This is a genomic window from Flavivirga eckloniae, from assembly GCF_002886045.1.
GTDB classification, from domain to species: domain Bacteria; phylum Bacteroidota; class Bacteroidia; order Flavobacteriales; family Flavobacteriaceae; genus Flavivirga; species Flavivirga eckloniae.
In genome coordinates, this window is the sequence record NZ_CP025791.1 from 1796565 (window position 1) to 1815169 (window position 18605).

The 18605-nt window shown below is 35.5% G+C and carries 16 protein-coding genes; 3 read left to right on the forward strand and 13 right to left on the reverse strand.

Annotation, left to right across the window (positions count from 1 at the left end; translation table 11 throughout):
* Positions 1–128: 128 nt before the first annotated feature.
* From ftsZ to mraZ, 13 genes are all read right to left on the reverse strand, one after another.
* On the reverse strand, positions 129–2144 hold the full coding sequence (gene ftsZ / locus C1H87_RS07465; protein WP_102755212.1) for a cell division protein FtsZ: 2016 nt from the start codon (positions 2142–2144) through the stop codon (positions 129–131).
* 112 nt (positions 2145–2256) lie between these two features.
* Entirely contained in the window at positions 2257–3567 is a 1311-nt protein-coding gene (gene ftsA, locus C1H87_RS07470; protein ID WP_102755213.1) for a cell division protein FtsA, read from the reverse strand.
* Positions 3568–3570: 3 nt separating this feature from the next.
* Complete coding sequence (locus C1H87_RS07475; protein WP_317048192.1) at positions 3571–4263, reverse strand: cell division protein FtsQ/DivIB; 693 nt, start codon at positions 4261–4263, stop codon at positions 3571–3573.
* A 16-nt stretch (positions 4264–4279) separates the two neighbouring features.
* Positions 4280–5632 carry a UDP-N-acetylmuramate--L-alanine ligase gene (murC, locus tag C1H87_RS07480; protein WP_102755215.1) on the reverse strand — a complete coding sequence of 451 codons (1353 nt, stop codon included), beginning with the start codon at positions 5630–5632 and terminating at the stop codon, positions 4280–4282.
* A gap of 35 nt (positions 5633–5667) precedes the next feature.
* Entirely contained in the window at positions 5668–6771 is a 1104-nt protein-coding gene (murG, locus tag C1H87_RS07485; RefSeq protein WP_102755216.1) for an undecaprenyldiphospho-muramoylpentapeptide beta-N-acetylglucosaminyltransferase, read from the reverse strand.
* Positions 6772–6918: 147 nt separating this feature from the next.
* Complete coding sequence (locus tag C1H87_RS07490) at positions 6919–8112, reverse strand: FtsW/RodA/SpoVE family cell cycle protein (RefSeq protein WP_102755217.1); 1194 nt, start codon at positions 8110–8112, stop codon at positions 6919–6921.
* A 157-nt stretch (positions 8113–8269) separates the two neighbouring features.
* A complete protein-coding gene (gene murD / locus C1H87_RS07495) occupies positions 8270–9601 on the reverse strand; it encodes a UDP-N-acetylmuramoyl-L-alanine--D-glutamate ligase (RefSeq protein ID WP_102755218.1) in 1332 nt (443 codons plus the stop codon).
* Positions 9602–9740: 139 nt separating this feature from the next.
* A complete protein-coding gene (mraY, locus tag C1H87_RS07500) occupies positions 9741–10982 on the reverse strand; it encodes a phospho-N-acetylmuramoyl-pentapeptide-transferase (protein ID WP_102755219.1) in 1242 nt (413 codons plus the stop codon).
* A gap of 4 nt (positions 10983–10986) precedes the next feature.
* Positions 10987–12447, reverse strand: a complete 1461-nt coding sequence (locus C1H87_RS07505) for a UDP-N-acetylmuramoyl-L-alanyl-D-glutamate--2,6-diaminopimelate ligase (protein WP_102755220.1) — start codon at positions 12445–12447, stop codon at positions 10987–10989.
* Positions 12444–14405 carry a penicillin-binding protein gene (locus C1H87_RS07510; protein WP_102755221.1) on the reverse strand — a complete coding sequence of 654 codons (1962 nt, stop codon included), beginning with the start codon at positions 14403–14405 and terminating at the stop codon, positions 12444–12446. The genes C1H87_RS07505 and C1H87_RS07510 overlap by 4 nt, the downstream gene beginning before the upstream one ends.
* Before the next feature lie 63 nt (positions 14406–14468).
* Complete coding sequence (locus C1H87_RS07515; protein WP_102755222.1) at positions 14469–14786, reverse strand: FtsL-like putative cell division protein; 318 nt, start codon at positions 14784–14786, stop codon at positions 14469–14471.
* A gap of 57 nt (positions 14787–14843) precedes the next feature.
* Positions 14844–15740, reverse strand: a complete 897-nt coding sequence (gene rsmH, locus C1H87_RS07520) for a 16S rRNA (cytosine(1402)-N(4))-methyltransferase RsmH (RefSeq protein WP_102755223.1) — start codon at positions 15738–15740, stop codon at positions 14844–14846.
* On the reverse strand, positions 15727–16197 hold the full coding sequence (mraZ, locus tag C1H87_RS07525) for a division/cell wall cluster transcriptional repressor MraZ (RefSeq protein WP_102755224.1): 471 nt from the start codon (positions 16195–16197) through the stop codon (positions 15727–15729). Before mraZ ends, rsmH begins: the two co-directional genes overlap by 14 nt.
* Positions 16198–16490: 293 nt before the next feature.
* On the opposite strand from mraZ, the gene C1H87_RS07530 reads away from it, so the two are divergent.
* The 3 genes from C1H87_RS07530 to C1H87_RS07540 all read left to right on the forward strand — a co-directional run bounded on the left by C1H87_RS07530 (position 16491) and on the right by C1H87_RS07540 (position 18603).
* Positions 16491–17255, forward strand: coding sequence for an alpha/beta fold hydrolase (locus C1H87_RS07530; protein ID WP_102755225.1), 765 nt, complete (start codon positions 16491–16493; stop codon positions 17253–17255).
* Between the two features lie 96 nt (positions 17256–17351).
* The gene (gene yihA / locus C1H87_RS07535) at positions 17352–17957 is read left to right on the forward strand and encodes a ribosome biogenesis GTP-binding protein YihA/YsxC (RefSeq protein ID WP_102755226.1); all 606 of its coding nucleotides are present in this window, start codon (positions 17352–17354) and stop codon (positions 17955–17957) included.
* A 52-nt stretch (positions 17958–18009) separates the two neighbouring features.
* Positions 18010–18603, forward strand: coding sequence for a Crp/Fnr family transcriptional regulator (locus C1H87_RS07540; RefSeq protein WP_102755227.1), 594 nt, complete (start codon positions 18010–18012; stop codon positions 18601–18603).
* The last annotated feature ends 2 nt before the right edge of the window (positions 18604–18605 follow it).

Sequence of the window (18605 nt, forward strand, 5' to 3'; positions counted from 1 at the left end):
TCAGTAATAGGTTTTCAGTAAAAAAACATATTTTACAATGAAAAAAACAGACCTAATACTTCAAAAGAAAACCCGAAAACTTGAGGGAAGCTTTTCGGGTTCATAACTAAGTAAGGCCAGTATACTTTTTAGTCCACGTTATCGTGTAAAAACGAATTATTACTTCTTAGTTGTATGTCGTCGTTATCATCCAAACCAATACTGGTTCTCGACATATCAGTTTCGGAAGAGTGTTTAGCCTCATCTAAATTAACACCTTGACGTTTGTATGCAGGCACTTTTTCTATATCATCAATTTTAGCATTGTTGAATTTATAATTAAAGTCCTTCATTTTACGTCTGCGCTCTTCTGCGCGTTCTTTAAGCAGCTCCGAAATCGGGCTGTTCAATGGATCTACTTCTTCTGTTATTTCTTCTTTTACAGCAGGTTCTTCTTCCGTTACCTTCTTTTCAAATACAATATCATTGTCTATTTCCTCTAAAACCTCATTAGACTCTGGTTGTTTTTTGTTCATTGAAGATTCAACCTCAACATAGTCATCCAGCGCATAACGAATGTCTCCGTCTTCATTAGTTTCTGTAACAGGAATAAGCTCTACATAATCATTTACCGGTATCTTTTTTATATCATCGTCAATTAATTGATGCGATATGACATCTTCCTTGTTCTTTTCTTCTTCCGCCTCCTTTTCTTTGTTACCCGATGAAAGCGGTAAATCGAAGGTTAAGGTAATTTGTTGCTCTTCTTCTATATAATCTGAAATAATCTCCACATCAGTTATATCTTCAACATCATCAGACATTCGTGTAACTGGTTTTATGATAAAATCGTCGTCATCTTCTTCAATTTTAGCAGCTACCTCATCATATACCACATTAATATTTTTAATAATTTCTGTGGTTGGTATTAAGTCTATATTCTCATTAATTGACTCAACTGGTTTTTGTTTATTTATTGGTCGCTTTTCAAATTGAGGCTCCTCAGCTTCTTCTGTTTCTAAATCTAAAGTATGACGTACAATAGGCTCCTCCTTTTTCTCTTCCAGTTCAATTGTGGGAGCAATAATTACTGGCTCTTTTTCTTTAGTATTCACATCTTGTTCCTCACTAAGCGAATGCACCACTTTTTTAGTTTCTGTATTAGAAATCTCGTTTTGCTGTTCAAGATTAAAACCCGTAGCGATAATAGTTACTGCTATAGATTCTTCTAAGGCTTCATCTTCTCCAACTCCCATAATAATGTTCGCACCATGTCCAGCTTCTGTTTGAATATGGTCATTAATTTCTCCTATCTCATCAATAGTAATTTCATGAGATCCAGAAACAATTAATAATAAAACATTCTTTGCCCCAGTAATTTTATTATCGTTTAGTAACGGAGAATCTAGCGCTTTACGAATCGCATCTTGAGCACGGTTTTGACCTGATGCTAGGGCAGATCCCATAATGGCAGTTCCACTATTACTCAATACGGTTTTAGCGTCACGTAAATCAATATTTTGTGTGTAGTGATGTGTAATAACTTCGGCTATACCACGAGCAGCGGTTGATAATACTTCGTCGGCTTTAGAGAATCCTGCTTTAAAACCAAGATTACCATAAACCTCACGAAGTTTATTGTTATTTATTACAATTAAAGAATCTACAACATCTCTTAACTTTTCAATCCCTTTTTGGGATTGCTCAATACGCATTCTACCTTCAAACTGAAATGGCATAGTTACAATACCTACGGTTAGGATTTCTTTTTCTCTAGCCATTTTGGCAATAATCGGTGCAGCTCCGGTACCAGTACCACCGCCCATTCCTGCGGTAATAAATACCATCTTGGTATTGCAATCCAACATTTGCGAAATATCATCAAAACTTTCAACTGCAGATTGCTCTCCAATATCTGGATTTGCTCCTGCTCCTAACCCTTCAGTAAGGTTAACCCCTAATTGAATCTTGTTAGGAACACCACTATTTTGTAGTGCTTGCGCATCGGTATTACATATGTAAAAATCAACACCCTTAATACCTTGTTGGAACATATGATTAATGGCATTGCTGCCACCTCCTCCAACGCCAATAACTTTAATAACATTTGATTGATTTTTAGGCAAATCAAATGAAATACTTTCGAATTCTTCTTTGCTGCTCATAAATTCTATTTTACTGAGGTTTTATACTTTATTTTTTTATTCAATGGATTTATTATACTATCTCGCTAGGTCATTAAAACTGGTTAGCAAACAGTTTTAATGCTTTAGCTACTTATTCTGCGTTATCTAAAAAATCTTTAACGCGCTCTGTTAATTTATCTAGAAAAGAACGTCGTTCTTTTATAGGTTTTTCTTGAACTTCTTCTGCAGATTGATCCTCTTCTTTTTCATTCTCAATCTCGATTTCTTCTAGCTTTTTCCTGTCTTGTCGTTTTAGGCCGTCTAAAACCAATCCTACAGCAGTGGCATACAACGGACTTGTTATATCGCCATCACTATCTCCCGCTAAATGCTCATTTGGATACCCTATTCTGGTATCCATTCCGGTTATATATTCTACTAATTGTTTTAAATGTTTTAACTGACTACCTCCACCAGTTAATACAATACCGGCTATTAATTTTTTCTTTTGTTCTTCGTGTCCGTAATTCTTAATTTCAACATATACCTGTTCAATAATTTCAACAACACGCGCATGAATTATTTTTGAGAGATTTTTTAATGTAATTTCTTTTGGTTCTCTACCTCGCAAACCTGGTATGGACACTATTTCGTTATCCTTATTTTCCCCCGGCCATGCAGAACCAAATTTTATTTTTAATAATTCGGCTTGTTTTTCAATAATGGAACAGCCTTCTTTTATATCTTCTGTAATCACGTTACCTCCAAAAGGAATTACAGCGGTATGACGAATAATACCGTCTCTAAAAATGGCCAAGTCTGTTGTACCACCTCCTATGTCGATAAGCGCTACACCTGCTTCTTTTTCTTCTTGACTTAAAACTGCATTGGCAGAAGCCAACGGCTCTAACGTAATACCTTCTAAGTTTAAACCCGCACTTTGTACACAACGCCCAATATTCCGAATAGAAGATACCTGTCCCACAACAACATGAAAATTGGCCTCTAAACGGCCGCCATACATGCCTATAGGTTCTTTTATTTCTGCTTGCCCATCTACTTTATATTCTTGAGGCAATACATGAATAATTTCTTCACCAGGCAACATAACTAGCTTATGTACCTGATTTATTAATCTATCTATATCCTCATCATCTATAACATGCTCAGAGTTGGGTCTTGTTATATAATCGCTGTGTTGTAAACTTCTTATGTGCTGTCCTGCTATACCAACGGTTACACCTTTTATTTTCATTTCGGCAGATGCTTCTGCTTCTTGAACGGCTTGTTGTATAGACTGAATTGTTTGTGTAATATTATTTACGACACCACGGTGCACACCTAAGCTTTTAGATTTGCCTATTCCTAAAATTTCAACTTTGCCGTATTCATTTTTACGACCAATCATGGCCACAATCTTTGTGGTTCCTATATCTAATCCTACTGCTAAATTATGCTCCATGGCTTATCTTTTGGTACATATTACTTGGTTGTCAAACTGCAAATTGATTTTGCTATAATTATTAAATGTTTTCTCTTTTAGATTTTTTTGATAAAACGCCTTTAAATTATTAATCTTCTTATCTAAAAAACTCACATCGCCTAATTGTACTATAAAAGGGCATTGTCTTAATTTTAAATAAAGACTTTTGTTCCTACTTTGATGAATTTCTATGACATGCTTTTTTAAGAATTCATCGTTTCTAATTTTTTTTGCAACCTTATAGATACTTTTTAATTTATTCTTTTCTACATACCCAGTTACCAATGGTACTCTAGCTGAATAATTAGTAGACAAAGGCATATATAAACCTTCGCCATCAATATAATAAGAGGCATTTGTACTCACGCGCGCAATAGGGGTTCTTTGTTCTATTTCAGCATTAAGTGTACCATTTACAGCAAGATACACTTCTGCCTTTTTTATCATCGGATTAGATTTTAGAGCATTTTCTAGGTTATTCAAATCTAAAGTTTCTTTAGGTACATTTTTAACACCGCCATAATTTTGTATTAACAATTTACTAACAGCTTCGTTAGTAACGTAAAGGCTATTTTCTCCTATAAATTTAACCTTGGGATCCGAAATCTTTCTAAGAGCATTTCTTTGAGACGCAAAAGCGAACAAAAAAATCACTAACCCTAATAAAACGGTCATCTTTATGTAATTCCAATTAATTCGCAATGGTTAATTCTTTTTTAATATATTTTACTTGTTCTCCTATATCTCCTGCTCCAATAGTTAATACTATTTTCGCATTACTACGGTGTATAGCTGGCAGTAGCTCTTTTTTACTTACCAACTGTTTATTCTCATGTTCTATCTTATTTAACAACCATGCAGACGTCACCCCTTCTATTGGCAGCTCTCTCGCTGGGTAAATATCTAGCAATAACAATTCATCGAACTGCGATAGACTTTTAGCAAAATCGTTTGCAAAATCGCGGGTTCTACTGTATAAATGAGGCTGAAAAATGGCCAACACGGTTTCTTTGGGATACATCTCCCTAACAGCCTGATGCACAGCATTAATTTCTTCTGGGTGATGCGCATAATCGTCAATAAAAACCAAATCATTTGTTTTTATATGATATGTAAATCTGCGTTTAACCCCTTTATAAGACTCTAACCCTTTAGCCAATTGTTGGTGAGAACAACCATACTCAATAGCCATCGTTAAAGCTATTAGGGCGTTTAACAAATTGTGTCTGCCCGGTAGATTGAATCGTAAACCTTCTAGCACCGTTTTTGGTGTTTTTACGTCAAAAACATAAGTACCATTTTCTATTGTTATATTTTGAATAACATAATCCGAATCGTCCTCTATACCATAAGTTACACCTTGTAAAGGCAATCCATTTCTAACAAACAATGTTCCGTTAGGCTTAAGTCTTTTTGAAAAATCTTCAAACGTTTTCTTTAATTCTGAAGCTTCTCCATAAATATCTAAATGGTCGGCATCCATTGATGTAATGCAAGCCATATCTGGAGACAATGTTAAAAAAGAACGATCAAATTCATCTGCTTCTACTACCGAAACCTCTGTACCCTTAAGTATTAAATTAGAATCGTAATTTTCACTAATTCCTCCCAGAAAAGCTGTTAAAGGCACTCCGCTTTCATACATTAAGTGCCCCAAAATGCTTGTTGTTGTCGTTTTTCCATGCGTACCTGCAACAGCTAAACAAAATGTGTTTTCTGTTATCAAGCCTAACATCTGAGAACGTTTTAACACCCGATATCCATTAGTATTAAAATACTTTAATTCCTGATGTTCTTTGGGGATTGCTGGTGTATACACAACCAAGGTGTTTTCTTTATTTAAAAATGATTTAGGAATATTATCCACCAAATCTTCAAAATGAACTTCCATACCCAAAGCCATCAAACCATCGGTTATTTCAGTTTGGGTTTTATCATACCCCGCCACACATTTATTGTTGGCATGAAAATAGCGCGCCAAAGCACTCATCCCAATACCGCCGATGCCTATAAAATAAATGTTATGTATGCTTTTTAAATTCATTTAATTGTTCCTGTACATACAGGAATCCTTTATATTTATTTCTTTTTTAGAAGCTTTTCAACTTCATCTACTATTTCTGTTGTGGCATTTACCAATGCCATTTTTTTAATGTTAGTCCCCAACTCCTTTTGTTTTTCGGTTGATGCTATAAGCTGAGAGAACTTATTTTTGAAATCGACATCTAAATCGGCTTCTTTAATTATCATAGCCGCATCATTATCTACAATCGCCATCGCATTTTTTGTTTGATGGTTCTCTGCCACATTGGGAGATGGTATAAAAATAACTGGCTTACCTACAATACATAACTCCGAAACTGAGCTCGCACCAGCTCTTGATATGATTATATCTGCCGCCGCGTAGGCAAAATCCATATTATTTAAAAACTCGTAAACCTGTACGTTATTTGTGTTATTGTATATTTTGTACTGCTGATAATACAACTTCCCACACTGCCATATCACCTGAACGTTTTGCGTATCTAGAAAATCCAATTCTTCCTCAATCAGCTCGTTTATTCTTCTTGCCCCCAGGCTACCACCCAACACCAAAAGTGTATACTTTCCGTGTTTAAGATTAAAGAAGTTTTTAGCATCTACCGCTTTGCTATCTATATCCAATAAATCCTGACGCACCGGGTTTCCTGTTTTTATAATTTTTTCTTTTGGAAAAAACCGTTCCAAACCATCATATGCCACACATATTTTTTGTGTTTTTTTAGATAACAGCTTATTAGTAATTCCAGGATACGAATTTTGTTCTTGTATTAAACTTGGAATTCTCTTTGATGCCGCTACATATAACAATGGACCACTGGCAAATCCACCGGTTCCTATGGCAACGTCTGGTTTAAATGACCGTATGATACTTCTCGCTTTCCAAATACTACTTATTAACTTAAAAGGAAATGCCAGATTTCTTAAAGTTAACTTACGCTGAATTCCAGAAATCCAGAGCCCTTTAATATCATATCCTGCTTGCGGCACTTTTTCCATCTCCATTCTATCCTTTGCCCCTACAAACAAAAACTCAGCATCAGGAAAACGAGACTTTAGCTCATTCGCAATAGCAATGGCCGGGTAGATATGTCCTCCTGTTCCTCCTCCAGATAATATGATTCTGTATTTTTGATTCACGATTTTTAATTACGATTTACGATTAAGCATTACTTTTACGGATGCCACTACTATTATTGACGCCTCATTACCTTCTATATATTTATTTGTTATATTTTTTAATACCTGTTTCACTTCTTAAATTGTGATTCAAAAATTTCACATCCAAAATCAAATGGTTTCCGATAGAATTTCCAGCGGATTATTTTCTTTTATTTCTTGATTTTTAATTTCTTCTCGTTTGGCGCTTACACTCAAAATAATTCCTAGTGCTAAACATGTCATCCATATAGATGTACCTCCACTACTTATCAACGGTAATGTTTGTCCTGTTACCGGAAACAGTTCTACAGCCACAGCCATATTTATTAGTGCTTGAAACACTATTGGAATACCAACACCAAGCACCAAAAGCTTACCAAATATGGTATCGGATTTTTGGGACACGATAACAATTCTAAACAATAACCATAAGTAAAGAATGAGTATTGTAAAACCTCCTATCAACCCATATTCTTCTATTATAATAGCAAAAATGAAATCTGATGACGATTGTGGCAAAGCATGTTTTTGAATACTCTTACCTGGTCCAACACCAAATACTTTACCAGATGCTATGGCTATTTTTGCTTTTTCTATTTGATAATCTGCCTCTGTATCTTTATTATTCGAGTAATTTTTAATTCTATTTTCCCAGGTATTTACCTTAACATGTATTGGTCCAGAGGTTAATTTGGCGAACATTACAAAAAGCATTAAAGCCAAAAAACCAGAGCCTAAAATAACGCCCAAATAGCGTACAGGGTATCCACCTAGAAAAACCAAGAATATTACCATTAGAAAAATAATGGCTGCTGTTGAAAAATTTGATGGTAGTATTAGTGCCAATACAAAGAAAACAGGCATCCAAAGCGGCAAAACAGATTTCTTTAATGTGATATTAACATCCTTAATTTTAGACATATATCGCGCTACATAAACCATGAGTACTACTGAAGCCAAGGCTGATGTTTGAAAAGACATACCCACAATAGGTATTTTAATCCATCTACTAGCACTGGCTCCTCCTACTACAGTGCCTTGCAACATGGTAATTACCAGTAACATTAAAACTATAGGAATCGCCACTAAAGACAACCCTCTAAAATATCTATAAGGGATTTTATGAACCCCATACATTATTGCAAAACCTAAAAACAAATGCACAAAATGCTTTACAAATGAGATAAATGTATTTCCGTCGTATTTATCGTATGCTAAATCGCTAGCAGCGCTATAAACAGGCAAAAATGAAGCTATGGCCAACAACGTTACTATTGCCCAGATCAACCTATCTCCTTTTATGTTTTTAAATACTGTTTGCATTCTATTTATCCTTCCGACTTTATTCCGATAACAATCGGAATAAACCCACCTTCCTTTAAAAAAGGAAGGAGTTTTTTAGTTATATTTTTTATTAATATTGAATTCCTGCCTTTCCTTCGACTACGCTCAGCAACCAAGGGAATGAGTTTTTAGTTTATTATAAGTTTCTAACGGCGTCTTTAAATTGACGCCCTCTATCTTCATAGCTTTCAAATAAATCAAAACTTGCACATGCCGGCGACAACAATACATTATCTCCTGCCTCTGTAAGCTTATAAGCAATTTTTACTGCTTCACTCATAAACTGTGTTTCTATAATGAAATCGACCATACCACCAAATGTTTTCATGAGCTTATCATTATCGACTCCCAAGCAAATAATCGCTTTTACTTTTTCGTTTACAAAAGAGAATAACTCTTCGTAATTATTGCCTTTGTCTTCTCCCCCAACAATCCAAACCGTTGGCGCATCCATACTTTCTAAAGCGTAATATGTAGCATTTACATTAGTAGCTTTGGAATCGTTTATATATTGTACTTTATTAATCTTTAAAACCTGTTCCAAGCGGTGCTCAACACCTTGAAAGCTCTCTAAGCTTTCTCTTATAGTTTGTTTTCTAATCCTTAACAAATGTGAGACTGTTGAAGCAGCCATAGCATTTTTCACATTGTGTTTTCCTTCTAGTGTTAAGTTTGTTGTTGGCATAATTATTTGGTTGGTGTTTATTGTTATTATTATTTTATTGTCGTCTAAATACGCGCCATTTTCTACTTGTTTTGTTAAAGAAAATGGCAGTAATGTTGATTGAACTGGGTTGTTTTCCAGGTAATTCACTATAACTTCATCATCTGCGTCATAAATCAAATAATCATCTTTAGTTTGATTCATAGCTATTCTAAATTTTGAAGCGATATACTTTTCAAATTGATAGTCGTACCGATCTAAATGATCGGGCGTTATATTTGTAATTACACCTATATGCGGCTTAAAATCGACAATATCATCTAACTGAAAACTGCTAATCTCCAACACGTAATTTTCAAAGCCTTCTTCCAAAACCTGTTTGGCAAAACTATCCCCTATGTTACCCGCTAAGCCCACATTTAATTCTTGTTTTAAAATATGGTGCGCTAAGGAGGCGGTTGTGGTTTTTCCATTACTTCCTGTTATTCCTACTATAGTAGCTTGAGTAAACTTTGATGCAAATTCAATTTCTGACACTACTAATATGCCTTTGTCACGAATTTGTTTTACCAAAGGCACTTTATCTGGAATTCCCGGGCTTTTCATAACGACATCGGCATTCAGAATTTTTCCTTCAGAATGCTTTTCTTCTTCCCATTCAATCTCATTATGTATAAGAACTTGTTTATATTTCTCTTTTATTTTTCCTTTATCGGAAACAAAAACGTCATACCCTTTTTCTTTCCCCAAAAGCGCTGTACCTATGCCACTTTCTCCTCCTCCTAATATGACTAAACGCCCCATCCTAAATCCTTCCCCAAAGGGTAAGGACTTACCACTCTGTTTTTATCAATTGTTTTTATATAAATTTCTTTTATCACTTTTCTCAGCTCTATTTCTTTTTTCACAATTATGAGATTCCCGCCTTCGCAGGAATCACATACTATCTTATTTTCAATGTTACTATTGAAAGAATCGCTAACAGAATGCCTATAATCCAAAATCGGGTTACGATTTTACTTTCGTGATATCCTTTTTTTTGATAGTGATGATGCAACGGCGACATTCTAAAAATGCGACGTCCTTCTCCATATTTTTTCTTAGTATACTTAAACCAGCTCACCTGCATAACCACCGACAAATTTTCGGCTAGAAAGATGCCACATAGCACTGGAATTAACCACTCTTTACGTACCGCTATAGCTATAACCGCAATAATACCTCCAATGGTTAAACTACCGGTATCCCCCATAAAAACTTGTGCCGGAAATGTATTGTACCACAAAAACCCTATTAACGCTCCAACAAAAGCAGTGATATATATGGTTATTTCTTCTACATCGGGTATATACATGATATTGAGATAGTCTGAAAAAATGATGTTACCAGAAACCCATGCAAATATGCCTAAAGTGAGCGCTATTATTGCCGAAGTTCCTGCTGCCAACCCATCTATACCATCTGTTAGGTTTGCTCCATTTGAAACTGCTGTTATAATAAAAATGGTTATTATAATGAAAACGATCCAGGCATATTTCTCTAAACCTGGACTTATCCAGGTAACCAGTTTAGCATAATCAAACTCATTTCCTTTTACAAAAGGAATGGTTGTTTTGGTAGATTTCGCTTCTTCCTTAAAAAGCTTGGAGGGTGTAGCATTTGCATCTTCTGCCAGTATTTCCTGCTGAACTTCAACTGGAAGCTTTTCTTTTATGGTAACGTCTGAATGAAAAAACAAAGTCGCGCCTACTATAATACCAAGCCCTACTTGCCCTAGAATCTTGAATTTTCCTTTTAATCCTTCTTTATCATTTTTAAACTTTTTAATATAATCGTCAACAAAACCAATAGTCCCCATCCAAAGCGTGGTTATTATTAGTAAAATGATGTAAATATTTTCCAATTCAGCCAATAACAGCACCGGTATTAACGTAGAGAGGATAATGATAATTCCTCCCATGGTTGGTGTTCCTGCTTTTTCTTGCTGTCCTTCTAATCCTAAATCCCTGATAGTTTCGCCTACTTGTTGTTTTTGTAAAAAACGTATAATCCGTTTTCCATATATTGTCGAAATAAGCAGCGACAAAATCATCGCCAAAGCAGCCCTAAAGGTTAAAAAACCAAAAAGTGTTGCCCCAGGAAACTGAAACTGTTTTTCTAAATAATCGAATAGATAATACAACATGCTCCTATTTTTGTATTTGCTTTAAAAGTTCTTGTGCTATTTTATAATCATCAAAATCAAAGCGTTCGCCTTTAATCTCCTGATATGTTTCATGACCCTTTCCTGCTATTAGAATGATATCATTAGGTTCTGCCAACTGACAGGCTGCTTTTATAGCCTGCTTTCTGTCGACAATGGTTAGTGTTTTTTTATAATTTTGAGGCTCAACGCCTTTCTCAATATCTTTAAGAATCTCTTCTGGAACTTCACTACGCGGGTTATCGCTTGTAAAAATGACCTTCGTACTTAAAGCCGAAGCTATATGTCCCATTTTTGGCCGCTTGGTTTTATCCCTATCACCTCCACAACCTACTACCGTTATTAATTCTTCGTTTTTGGTTCGAATACTATTAATGGTCTCAAGCACATTCTTCAATGCATCCGGGGTATGCGCATAATCTATTATCGTTGTAACTCCATCTGATACAAAATACTGGAATCGGCCGCTTACATTATCCAGTTCGCTTACTAAGCGTAATATTTCAACTCTTTCTAAGCCTAACAATTCTGCGGTAGCGTAAATTGCCAATACGTTATATGCATTAAAACTCCCAATAAGCCTCGTCCAAACCTCACTATCATTCACCTTAAGCAGCAAACCACTAAACTGATTTTCTAGAATCTGAGCTTTATAATCAGCATAGTCTTTTAAAGCATAGGTAAGTTTTCGAGCCTTCGTATTTTGCAACATTACAAGCCCATTCTTATCATCTATATTGACCAGCGCAAAAGCTTTTTTTGAAAGTCCATCAAAAAACTTTTTCTTAACATCTCTGTATTCTGCAAATGTTTTATGGTAGTCTAAATGATCGTGAGACAGATTGGTAAATATCCCGCCTTCAAAATGCAATCCTTCTGTTCTATACTGGTGAATCCCATGAGAGCTTACCTCCATAAAGCAAAACTCAACCCCCACATCATTCATGTCCTTTAAATACTTGTTTATAGTTAATGAATCCGGAGTTGTATGCGTAGCTTTATATTCCGTATTATCAACCATTATTCTCACTGTTGATAATAACCCAACTTTGTAACCAGCTTTTTTAAACAATTGATACAATAAACTGGCAACCGTAGTCTTTCCATTAGTACCTGTTACACCAACTAGTTTTAAATTTTCGGAAGGCGCATTATAATAATTAGCCCCCATAAAAGCCAAAGCTTTACTGGAGTTATCTACCTCTACATAAGTAATACCATCAACTAAATTTTCTGGCAAGGCTTCACAAACAACTCCCACAGCTCCGTTCTTAATCGCCTTATCAATAAAATCATGACCATCGACCACACTTCCTCGAATAGCAACAAATAAATCACCATTCTCAATGTTTCGAGAATCGAAATCGATAGCACCAATATTGATACCTGTACTACCTACTACAGTATCGAGAGTTACCTTGTACAATATGTCTTTTAATGCTATCATGAGGCTTTTAACACTATGGTTTGATTCTTTTTTAACTTTACATTTTTACTAACAGACTGCGCTTCTACAATACCGCTACCATCAAGCTCAACCTTTACATCTACCTCCATATTCTCCAAAAGCGCCAAGGCATCCATAACAGGTAAGCCCACTACGTTCGGCATGATTGTTCTGTAGGTTCCTGCTGTATCGTAAAAGGTTTCATATTCTTTTTCTACTGCCGCAATTTTCACGTCAAGTGAGTTAATCTCATTTATTAGCGGCGTATCTATAAATATTTTTTGTGCAATTTTTTTAAAAACCGGACCAGACACATCCGCCCCATAATACCCTACCTCTCTATCAGGCTCATGTATAACCACAATACATGAATACTTTGGGTTGTCTGCGGGAAAATACCCTGCAAACGACGAGATATAATTCAGTTTTTCTTTGTTTTTATAATCTTTTTGACACGTACCTGTTTTTCCTGCCATAGAAAAATTCTTAGAATACAGTCTATGACCCGTTCCGTGTTTTTTCTCTACTACATTTTTTAATAATTGTTGCAGCTTAGTAATTGTTTCTTTGGAACAAATGCTTCTATTAATGACCTCCTTTTTATAAGGCACAATCACATTATCAAACTCTTTAACTTCTTTTAAAAATTTAGGCTTTACCATTTCACCATTATTGGCGACTGCATTATAAAATGTTAGTGTTTGTAACGGTGTAAACGACACGCCATAACCGTAAGCCATCCACTGCAGCGCAATACCACTCCAGCGTCCGTTTTTAATTCTCGGATCTGGAATTATAGGCTCTGGCTCACCTATAATAGATAAGCCTAGTTTTCGATTTAAACTCATATCATAGAGTCTATCGACAAATTCGCTTGGTTTTTTCTTATAAGCCTGATGTATCGCTTTAACTATTCCTGTATTCGATGATACTTCAAAAGCTTCGGAAACTGATATTTTCCCATAGCCCCCATATTTAGAATCGCGCACTTTTTTTCCATAAAAAGTAAGCACCCCTTTTTCTGTATCCACAACATCACTGGTATCAACTACCTTATCTTCTAAAGCAGCAGCTAACGCCATTAATTTAAAAGTAGAACCCGACTCATGGCTTTCTCCTACAGCATAATTTAATCGCTCGTAGTACACCCCTTTTTTGTTTCTACCTAAATTAGAAATGGCTTTAATCTCTCCTGTTTTAGTTTCCATAACAACTACACAACCATGATCTGCCTTATATTTATCTAACTGCTCTTTTAATGCGTGGTGCGCAATATCTTGTATATTTACATCTATCGTAGTGTACACATCATAACCATCTTTTGGCTCTACATGATTAAAATCGGTCATGGGTTTCCACTTACCATTCCCAATTTTTTGTTTTTTTCTTAACCCATCTGTACCTCTTAAGTATTTCACGCCAAAAGCACCATCAATACCTGGTCTGGTTACATTGCCCTGGTCATCGAATCGCTCATACCCAATCGTACGTCTTGCAATCTCTCCCATAGGAAACTCACGCTTTGTAGTTTGTTCAACAATCAATCCACCAGAAATAGCCCCAAGCTTTAAAAGCGGGAAATTTCTAAACCGAACATAATCTGTGTAAGTGATATTTTTGACTAATAAGTAGTATTGATTTCTATTCTTCCTTGCTTTCCTCAGCTCTCTTTCGTAATAGCTTGATGGCTTACCCAAATATCCAGAAAGCGAATCGCATAATGGTTTTATAAATTCTTCAAATGTTTTATTACCTGACGTTACTGCATCTATAGCAATATTATATTTTGGAATAGAAGTCGCCAATAAACTCCCATCATCAGCATACACATTACCTCTGTTAGCTGGTATGGTTACGTTTTTAATATCCCTCTTATCTACTAAAGCGCGATATTGATCACCTTGCAAAAACTGTATGCTTAGCAACTTAAACATTACAGCAAGCCCGAAGACGAACATACATCCTGCTATAAAATACAATCGGTTTAATATGCCTTTTTCGTTTACTGCCAAGGGCTCACTTTATTTTTTAGATTTTACTTTTATCTTTTTGGGCGGAATCACCGAAGGCGCCATCCCTTTTTCTTTCATTTTTCGGATAACCCTCGATTCCATTTTAAGTTTCATGAGCCGGGAACGACCATCTACAAATGCCGAACGCATTTCCTTAACCTCATTTTTTAATCGAGCAATTTCATATACTTTTTTATCTGCGCTATGCGAACTCGCTATCATTACAATAGCCAAAACAGAAATAAAAATGATGAACCTCCAATTTTTAAAGGAGTCATCACTAACTAAAAAAGTTCCTTTTAATATGTTATAAATGCTTTTTTTCATTTCCCTCTGCCTCTTTGAGACACACCTCCAAAAGGAGGATATTTAACCATTATAATTTTAAAGTTTTTCTGCTATTCGCAGCTTGGCACTTCTAGCCCTACTATTAATTGCTATTTCTTCTTTAGACGGCACAATTAAACCTGTTACTTTTTTCAATGGCACCTCAAAATTTCCAAACATATCCCGTTCCGGCTCCCCTTCAAACATCCCATTTCTTATAAAACGCTTCACCAGCCTATCCTCCAACGAGTGATAGGATATAAAGCTTAAGCGCCCTCCTTTAACCAGAACTCCTGGCGTTTGTTCTAAAAATTCTTTTAAAACCTCAATCTCCTGATTCACCTCTATTCGAATAGCCTGATAAATTTGAGCCAACACTTTATTTTCATGCCGTGGCGGCAAAAACTTTTTCAACACATTTTTCAATTGCTCGCTTGTCACAATCGGTTCCGCTTGTCTATGCTCAACAATTAAGCGTGCCATAGCTGGTGCAGCACGCAGCTCCCCATATTGCAAAAACACTTGCTTTAATCGTTCTTCTTCATATTCATTCACCACATGAAAAGCAGACAATTCATTTTGCTGGTTCATACGCATATCCAAATCCGCCTCAAAACGTGTTGAGAATCCACGCTCTGCTACATCAAATTGATGGGACGACACTCCAAAATCTGCCAAAACACCATCAACCTGCTTTACTCCATGAAAGCGTAAAAAGCGCTTTAGATATCTAAAATTCTCATGAATCAAAGTAAATCGCGGATCGTCTATTGTATTCTCAAGAGCATCTTCATCCTGATCAAAAGCAAACAACCTTCCATTTTCTCCCAACCTGCTTAATATTTCCTTACTATGACCTCCGCCTCCAAATGTTACATCTACATAAACACCGTCCGCCTTAACATTTAAACCATCAACGGTTTCCTTTAACAATACTGGGTTATGATATTCCATGATCGTCATCGTCTTGTCCCATTACTTCTTCGGCTAAATCGGCAAAATCAATAGCCGCATCATCAATAGCTTGCTCATACAAATCTTTATCCCAAATCTCGATAATGTTTATAGCCGAGGCTACAACAATGTTTTTCGAAATATTTGCAAACACAGTTAAATCTTTTGGGATTAATAAGCGCCCATTAACGTCAACTTCTACTATTTTTGCACCCGCCGTAAACCGTCGTATAAAATCGTTGTTTTTCTTTTTAAACTTATTAAGCTTGTTCATCTTCTGCATTAAAACCTGCCATTCGCTCATTGGATACAACTCTAAACACTTTTGAAACACAGAACGACGTAACACAAATCCTTCGGGTAAAACTGAAGACAGCTGTTTTTTAATAGCAGCTGGCATCATTAACCTACCCTTGGCATCTACTTTACAATCGTATGTTCCTGTTATTAAGTCCAAAGCGGCTTTTAAAAATTCTAACGTTTAAGATTCAAATATATTGAAAAAAATACCACATTTTACCACTTTATACCACTTTGTTGATAAATTTTCGATCAAATGGGGACTAAACACGTTTTCTGCTCCTTACAACGACGTTTAACACTTACTATCAATGCCTTAAAAACAAAAACTTGGTCATACAGTTTTTATCAACATTCTTCTCGAAAAGTTTTATTTTTACCAAAAAATTTAAATGGTTGAAATATGAATGAATTAACTATATTTGTTTTTAATGCAGTGACCAACAAATAATGACTTATCGTTTAAAAAAGGAAAAAGAATACAATTACATTGAAGCCGGAGAAGGCACGCCAATAGTGGTGTTACATGGTCTTATGGGTGGATTAAGTAATTTTAATGCCGTTTCGGATTTTTTTAGCATTAAAGGTTATAAAATCATCATTCCGGAATTACCCATATACACAATGTCTTTACTAAAAACCAATGTAAAAAGCTTTGCAAAGTATTTACATGATTTTATTGAGTTTAAAGGCTTTGACGAAGTTATTTTACTGGGAAATTCTCTTGGAGGACACATTGGCCTGTATCACACTAAATTGTACCCGGAAAAAGTAAAAGCTTTAATTATTACCGGTAGTTCGGGGCTTTACGAAAGCGCTATGGGAGGTGGTTACACCAAACGTAGTGACTATGAAGTTATAAAGAAAAAAGCCCAAGAGGTTTTTTACGATCCTGAAGTAGCCACTAAAGAAATTGTCGATGAAGTTTACCAAACAGTAAACGATCGCAATAAACTTATTAAGACTTTGGCTATTGCTAAAAGTGCTATAAGACATAACATGGCAAAGGATTTACCCAATATGAACACACCAACTTGCATTATTTGGGGTAAAAACGATAATGTTACGCCTCCAGAAGTTGCAGAAGAGTTTAACGAGCTTCTTCCGGATTCTGATTTATACTGGATTGACAAATGCGGTCATGCTGCTATGATGGAGCATCCTGATGAATTCAATAAAATTCTGCACGAGTGGCTTAATAAACGAGGGATTTAGGGCTATAAAAACAATTAAAAGATTCCTGTTTTACTGAAACATCTATCCTGAATTTAGTTCAGGAAGTTCAGCACAGGTCTCAGGAACGATAAGATAATGAAGATTAAGTCTGCCGAATTTGTAATGAGCAATTCTGATGTTGCTAAATGTCCAAAAAGCATGTTGCCGGAATACGCCTTTATTGGCAGAAGTAATGTTGGCAAATCGTCGCTTATTAATATGCTCACTAGCCGAAAAAGCTTGGCTAAAACCTCGGGCAGACCAGGAAAAACACAGTTAATAAATCATTTTTTAATTAATAAAAACTGGCATTTGGTAGATTTGCCTGGTTATGGTTATGCACGTGTTTCTAAAAGCGCAAAAAAAGTATTCCAAAAATTTATAACACAATATTTTGCCTTACGAGAACAACTCGTTACAGCTTTTGTTTTAATAGATATTAGGCATAAGCCCCAACCCATAGATCTAGAATTTATGCAATGGTTAGGCGAAAATAGCATTCCGTTCTCCATTATTTTCACAAAAGCCGACAAGCTAAAACCTAAGGCTATCGAAAACTATGTTGAGGCTTACAAAGCCATTCTTTTAGAAACCTGGGAGGACATGCCAAATTATTTTATCACCTCATCTTCAAAAGCTATTGGCAAGGATGATGTTTTGGAGTATATAGATACTTTAAACGCTAATATGGAAACTAATTAGGGCTAACCCATACTCAAGAATTTTTAGCAAACCAAATTCCTTTTAATTCTAAATGAAAGATTTACTAGCACAATTTATTTCAAAACTTAATACATTCGACGAGAACGAAATAACTGCTATTGTAGAAAATACTCAAATAGAATCTTTCAAAAAAGGAACATTAATTTTAGAAGAAGGCAAAATTTGCAATAAATGCTATTTTGTTTTAAAAGGATGTATTAGACAGTATCAACTAGTAAATGGCGAGGAAAAAACCACTGGTTTTTTCATGGAAGGACAGGCTGCTGTTTTATACTCTAGTTATTTAAATAAAAGCCCCTCGAAATATTACCTTTCCTGTATTGAGGATAGTGTTCTTACTACGGGCACTAGAGAACAAGAAGAATTACTACATAAGCAATACCCAAAATTGGAATATCTGGTTCACAGCTTGATGCCCCAGGACTATACTGTTGCTCAAGAACGGATTTCATTACTAAACAACCATAGTCCGGAAGAACGATATATTATAATAATGAAAACCCAACCTGAACTTTTTAGAAGAGTGCCTTTACATTATATTGCCAGTTACATTGGAGTAACACCAGAATCTTTTAGCAGGATCAGGAAAAGGGTTTTACTAAATGATAAAACAAAGGACAGTTGATA

Bases quoted from the DNA above. Each gene is read 5' to 3' on its own strand.
- C1H87_RS07510 (WP_102755221.1), bottom strand. From the start codon at position 14,405: ATGTTCGTCTTCGGGCTTGCTGTAATGTTTAAGTTGCTAAGCATACAG.
- murD (WP_102755218.1), bottom strand. From the start codon at position 9,601: ATGGGGCGTTTAGTCATATTAGGAGGAGGAGAAAGTGGCATAGGTACA.
- rsmH (WP_102755223.1), bottom strand. From the start codon at position 15,740: ATGGAATATCATAACCCAGTATTGTTAAAGGAAACCGTTGATGGTTTA.
- C1H87_RS07515 (WP_102755222.1), bottom strand. From the start codon at position 14,786: ATGAAAAAAAGCATTTATAACATATTAAAAGGAACTTTTTTAGTTAGT.
- C1H87_RS07490 (WP_102755217.1), bottom strand. From the start codon at position 8,112: ATGCAAACAGTATTTAAAAACATAAAAGGAGATAGGTTGATCTGGGCA.
- C1H87_RS07475 (WP_317048192.1), bottom strand. From the start codon at position 4,263: ATGACCGTTTTATTAGGGTTAGTGATTTTTTTGTTCGCTTTTGCGTCT.
- ftsA (WP_102755213.1), bottom strand. From the start codon at position 3,567: ATGGAGCATAATTTAGCAGTAGGATTAGATATAGGAACCACAAAGATT.
- C1H87_RS07505 (WP_102755220.1), bottom strand. From the start codon at position 12,447: ATGATAGCATTAAAAGACATATTGTACAAGGTAACTCTCGATACTGTA.
- ftsZ (WP_102755212.1), bottom strand. From the start codon at position 2,144: ATGAGCAGCAAAGAAGAATTCGAAAGTATTTCATTTGATTTGCCTAAA.
- mraY (WP_102755219.1), bottom strand. From the start codon at position 10,982: ATGTTGTATTATCTATTCGATTATTTAGAAAAACAGTTTCAGTTTCCT.
- C1H87_RS07540 (WP_102755227.1), top strand. From the start codon at position 18,010: ATGAAAGATTTACTAGCACAATTTATTTCAAAACTTAATACATTCGAC.
- C1H87_RS07530 (WP_102755225.1), top strand. From the start codon at position 16,491: ATGACTTATCGTTTAAAAAAGGAAAAAGAATACAATTACATTGAAGCC.
- murC (WP_102755215.1), bottom strand. From the start codon at position 5,632: ATGAATTTAAAAAGCATACATAACATTTATTTTATAGGCATCGGCGGT.
- yihA (WP_102755226.1), top strand. From the start codon at position 17,352: ATGAAGATTAAGTCTGCCGAATTTGTAATGAGCAATTCTGATGTTGCT.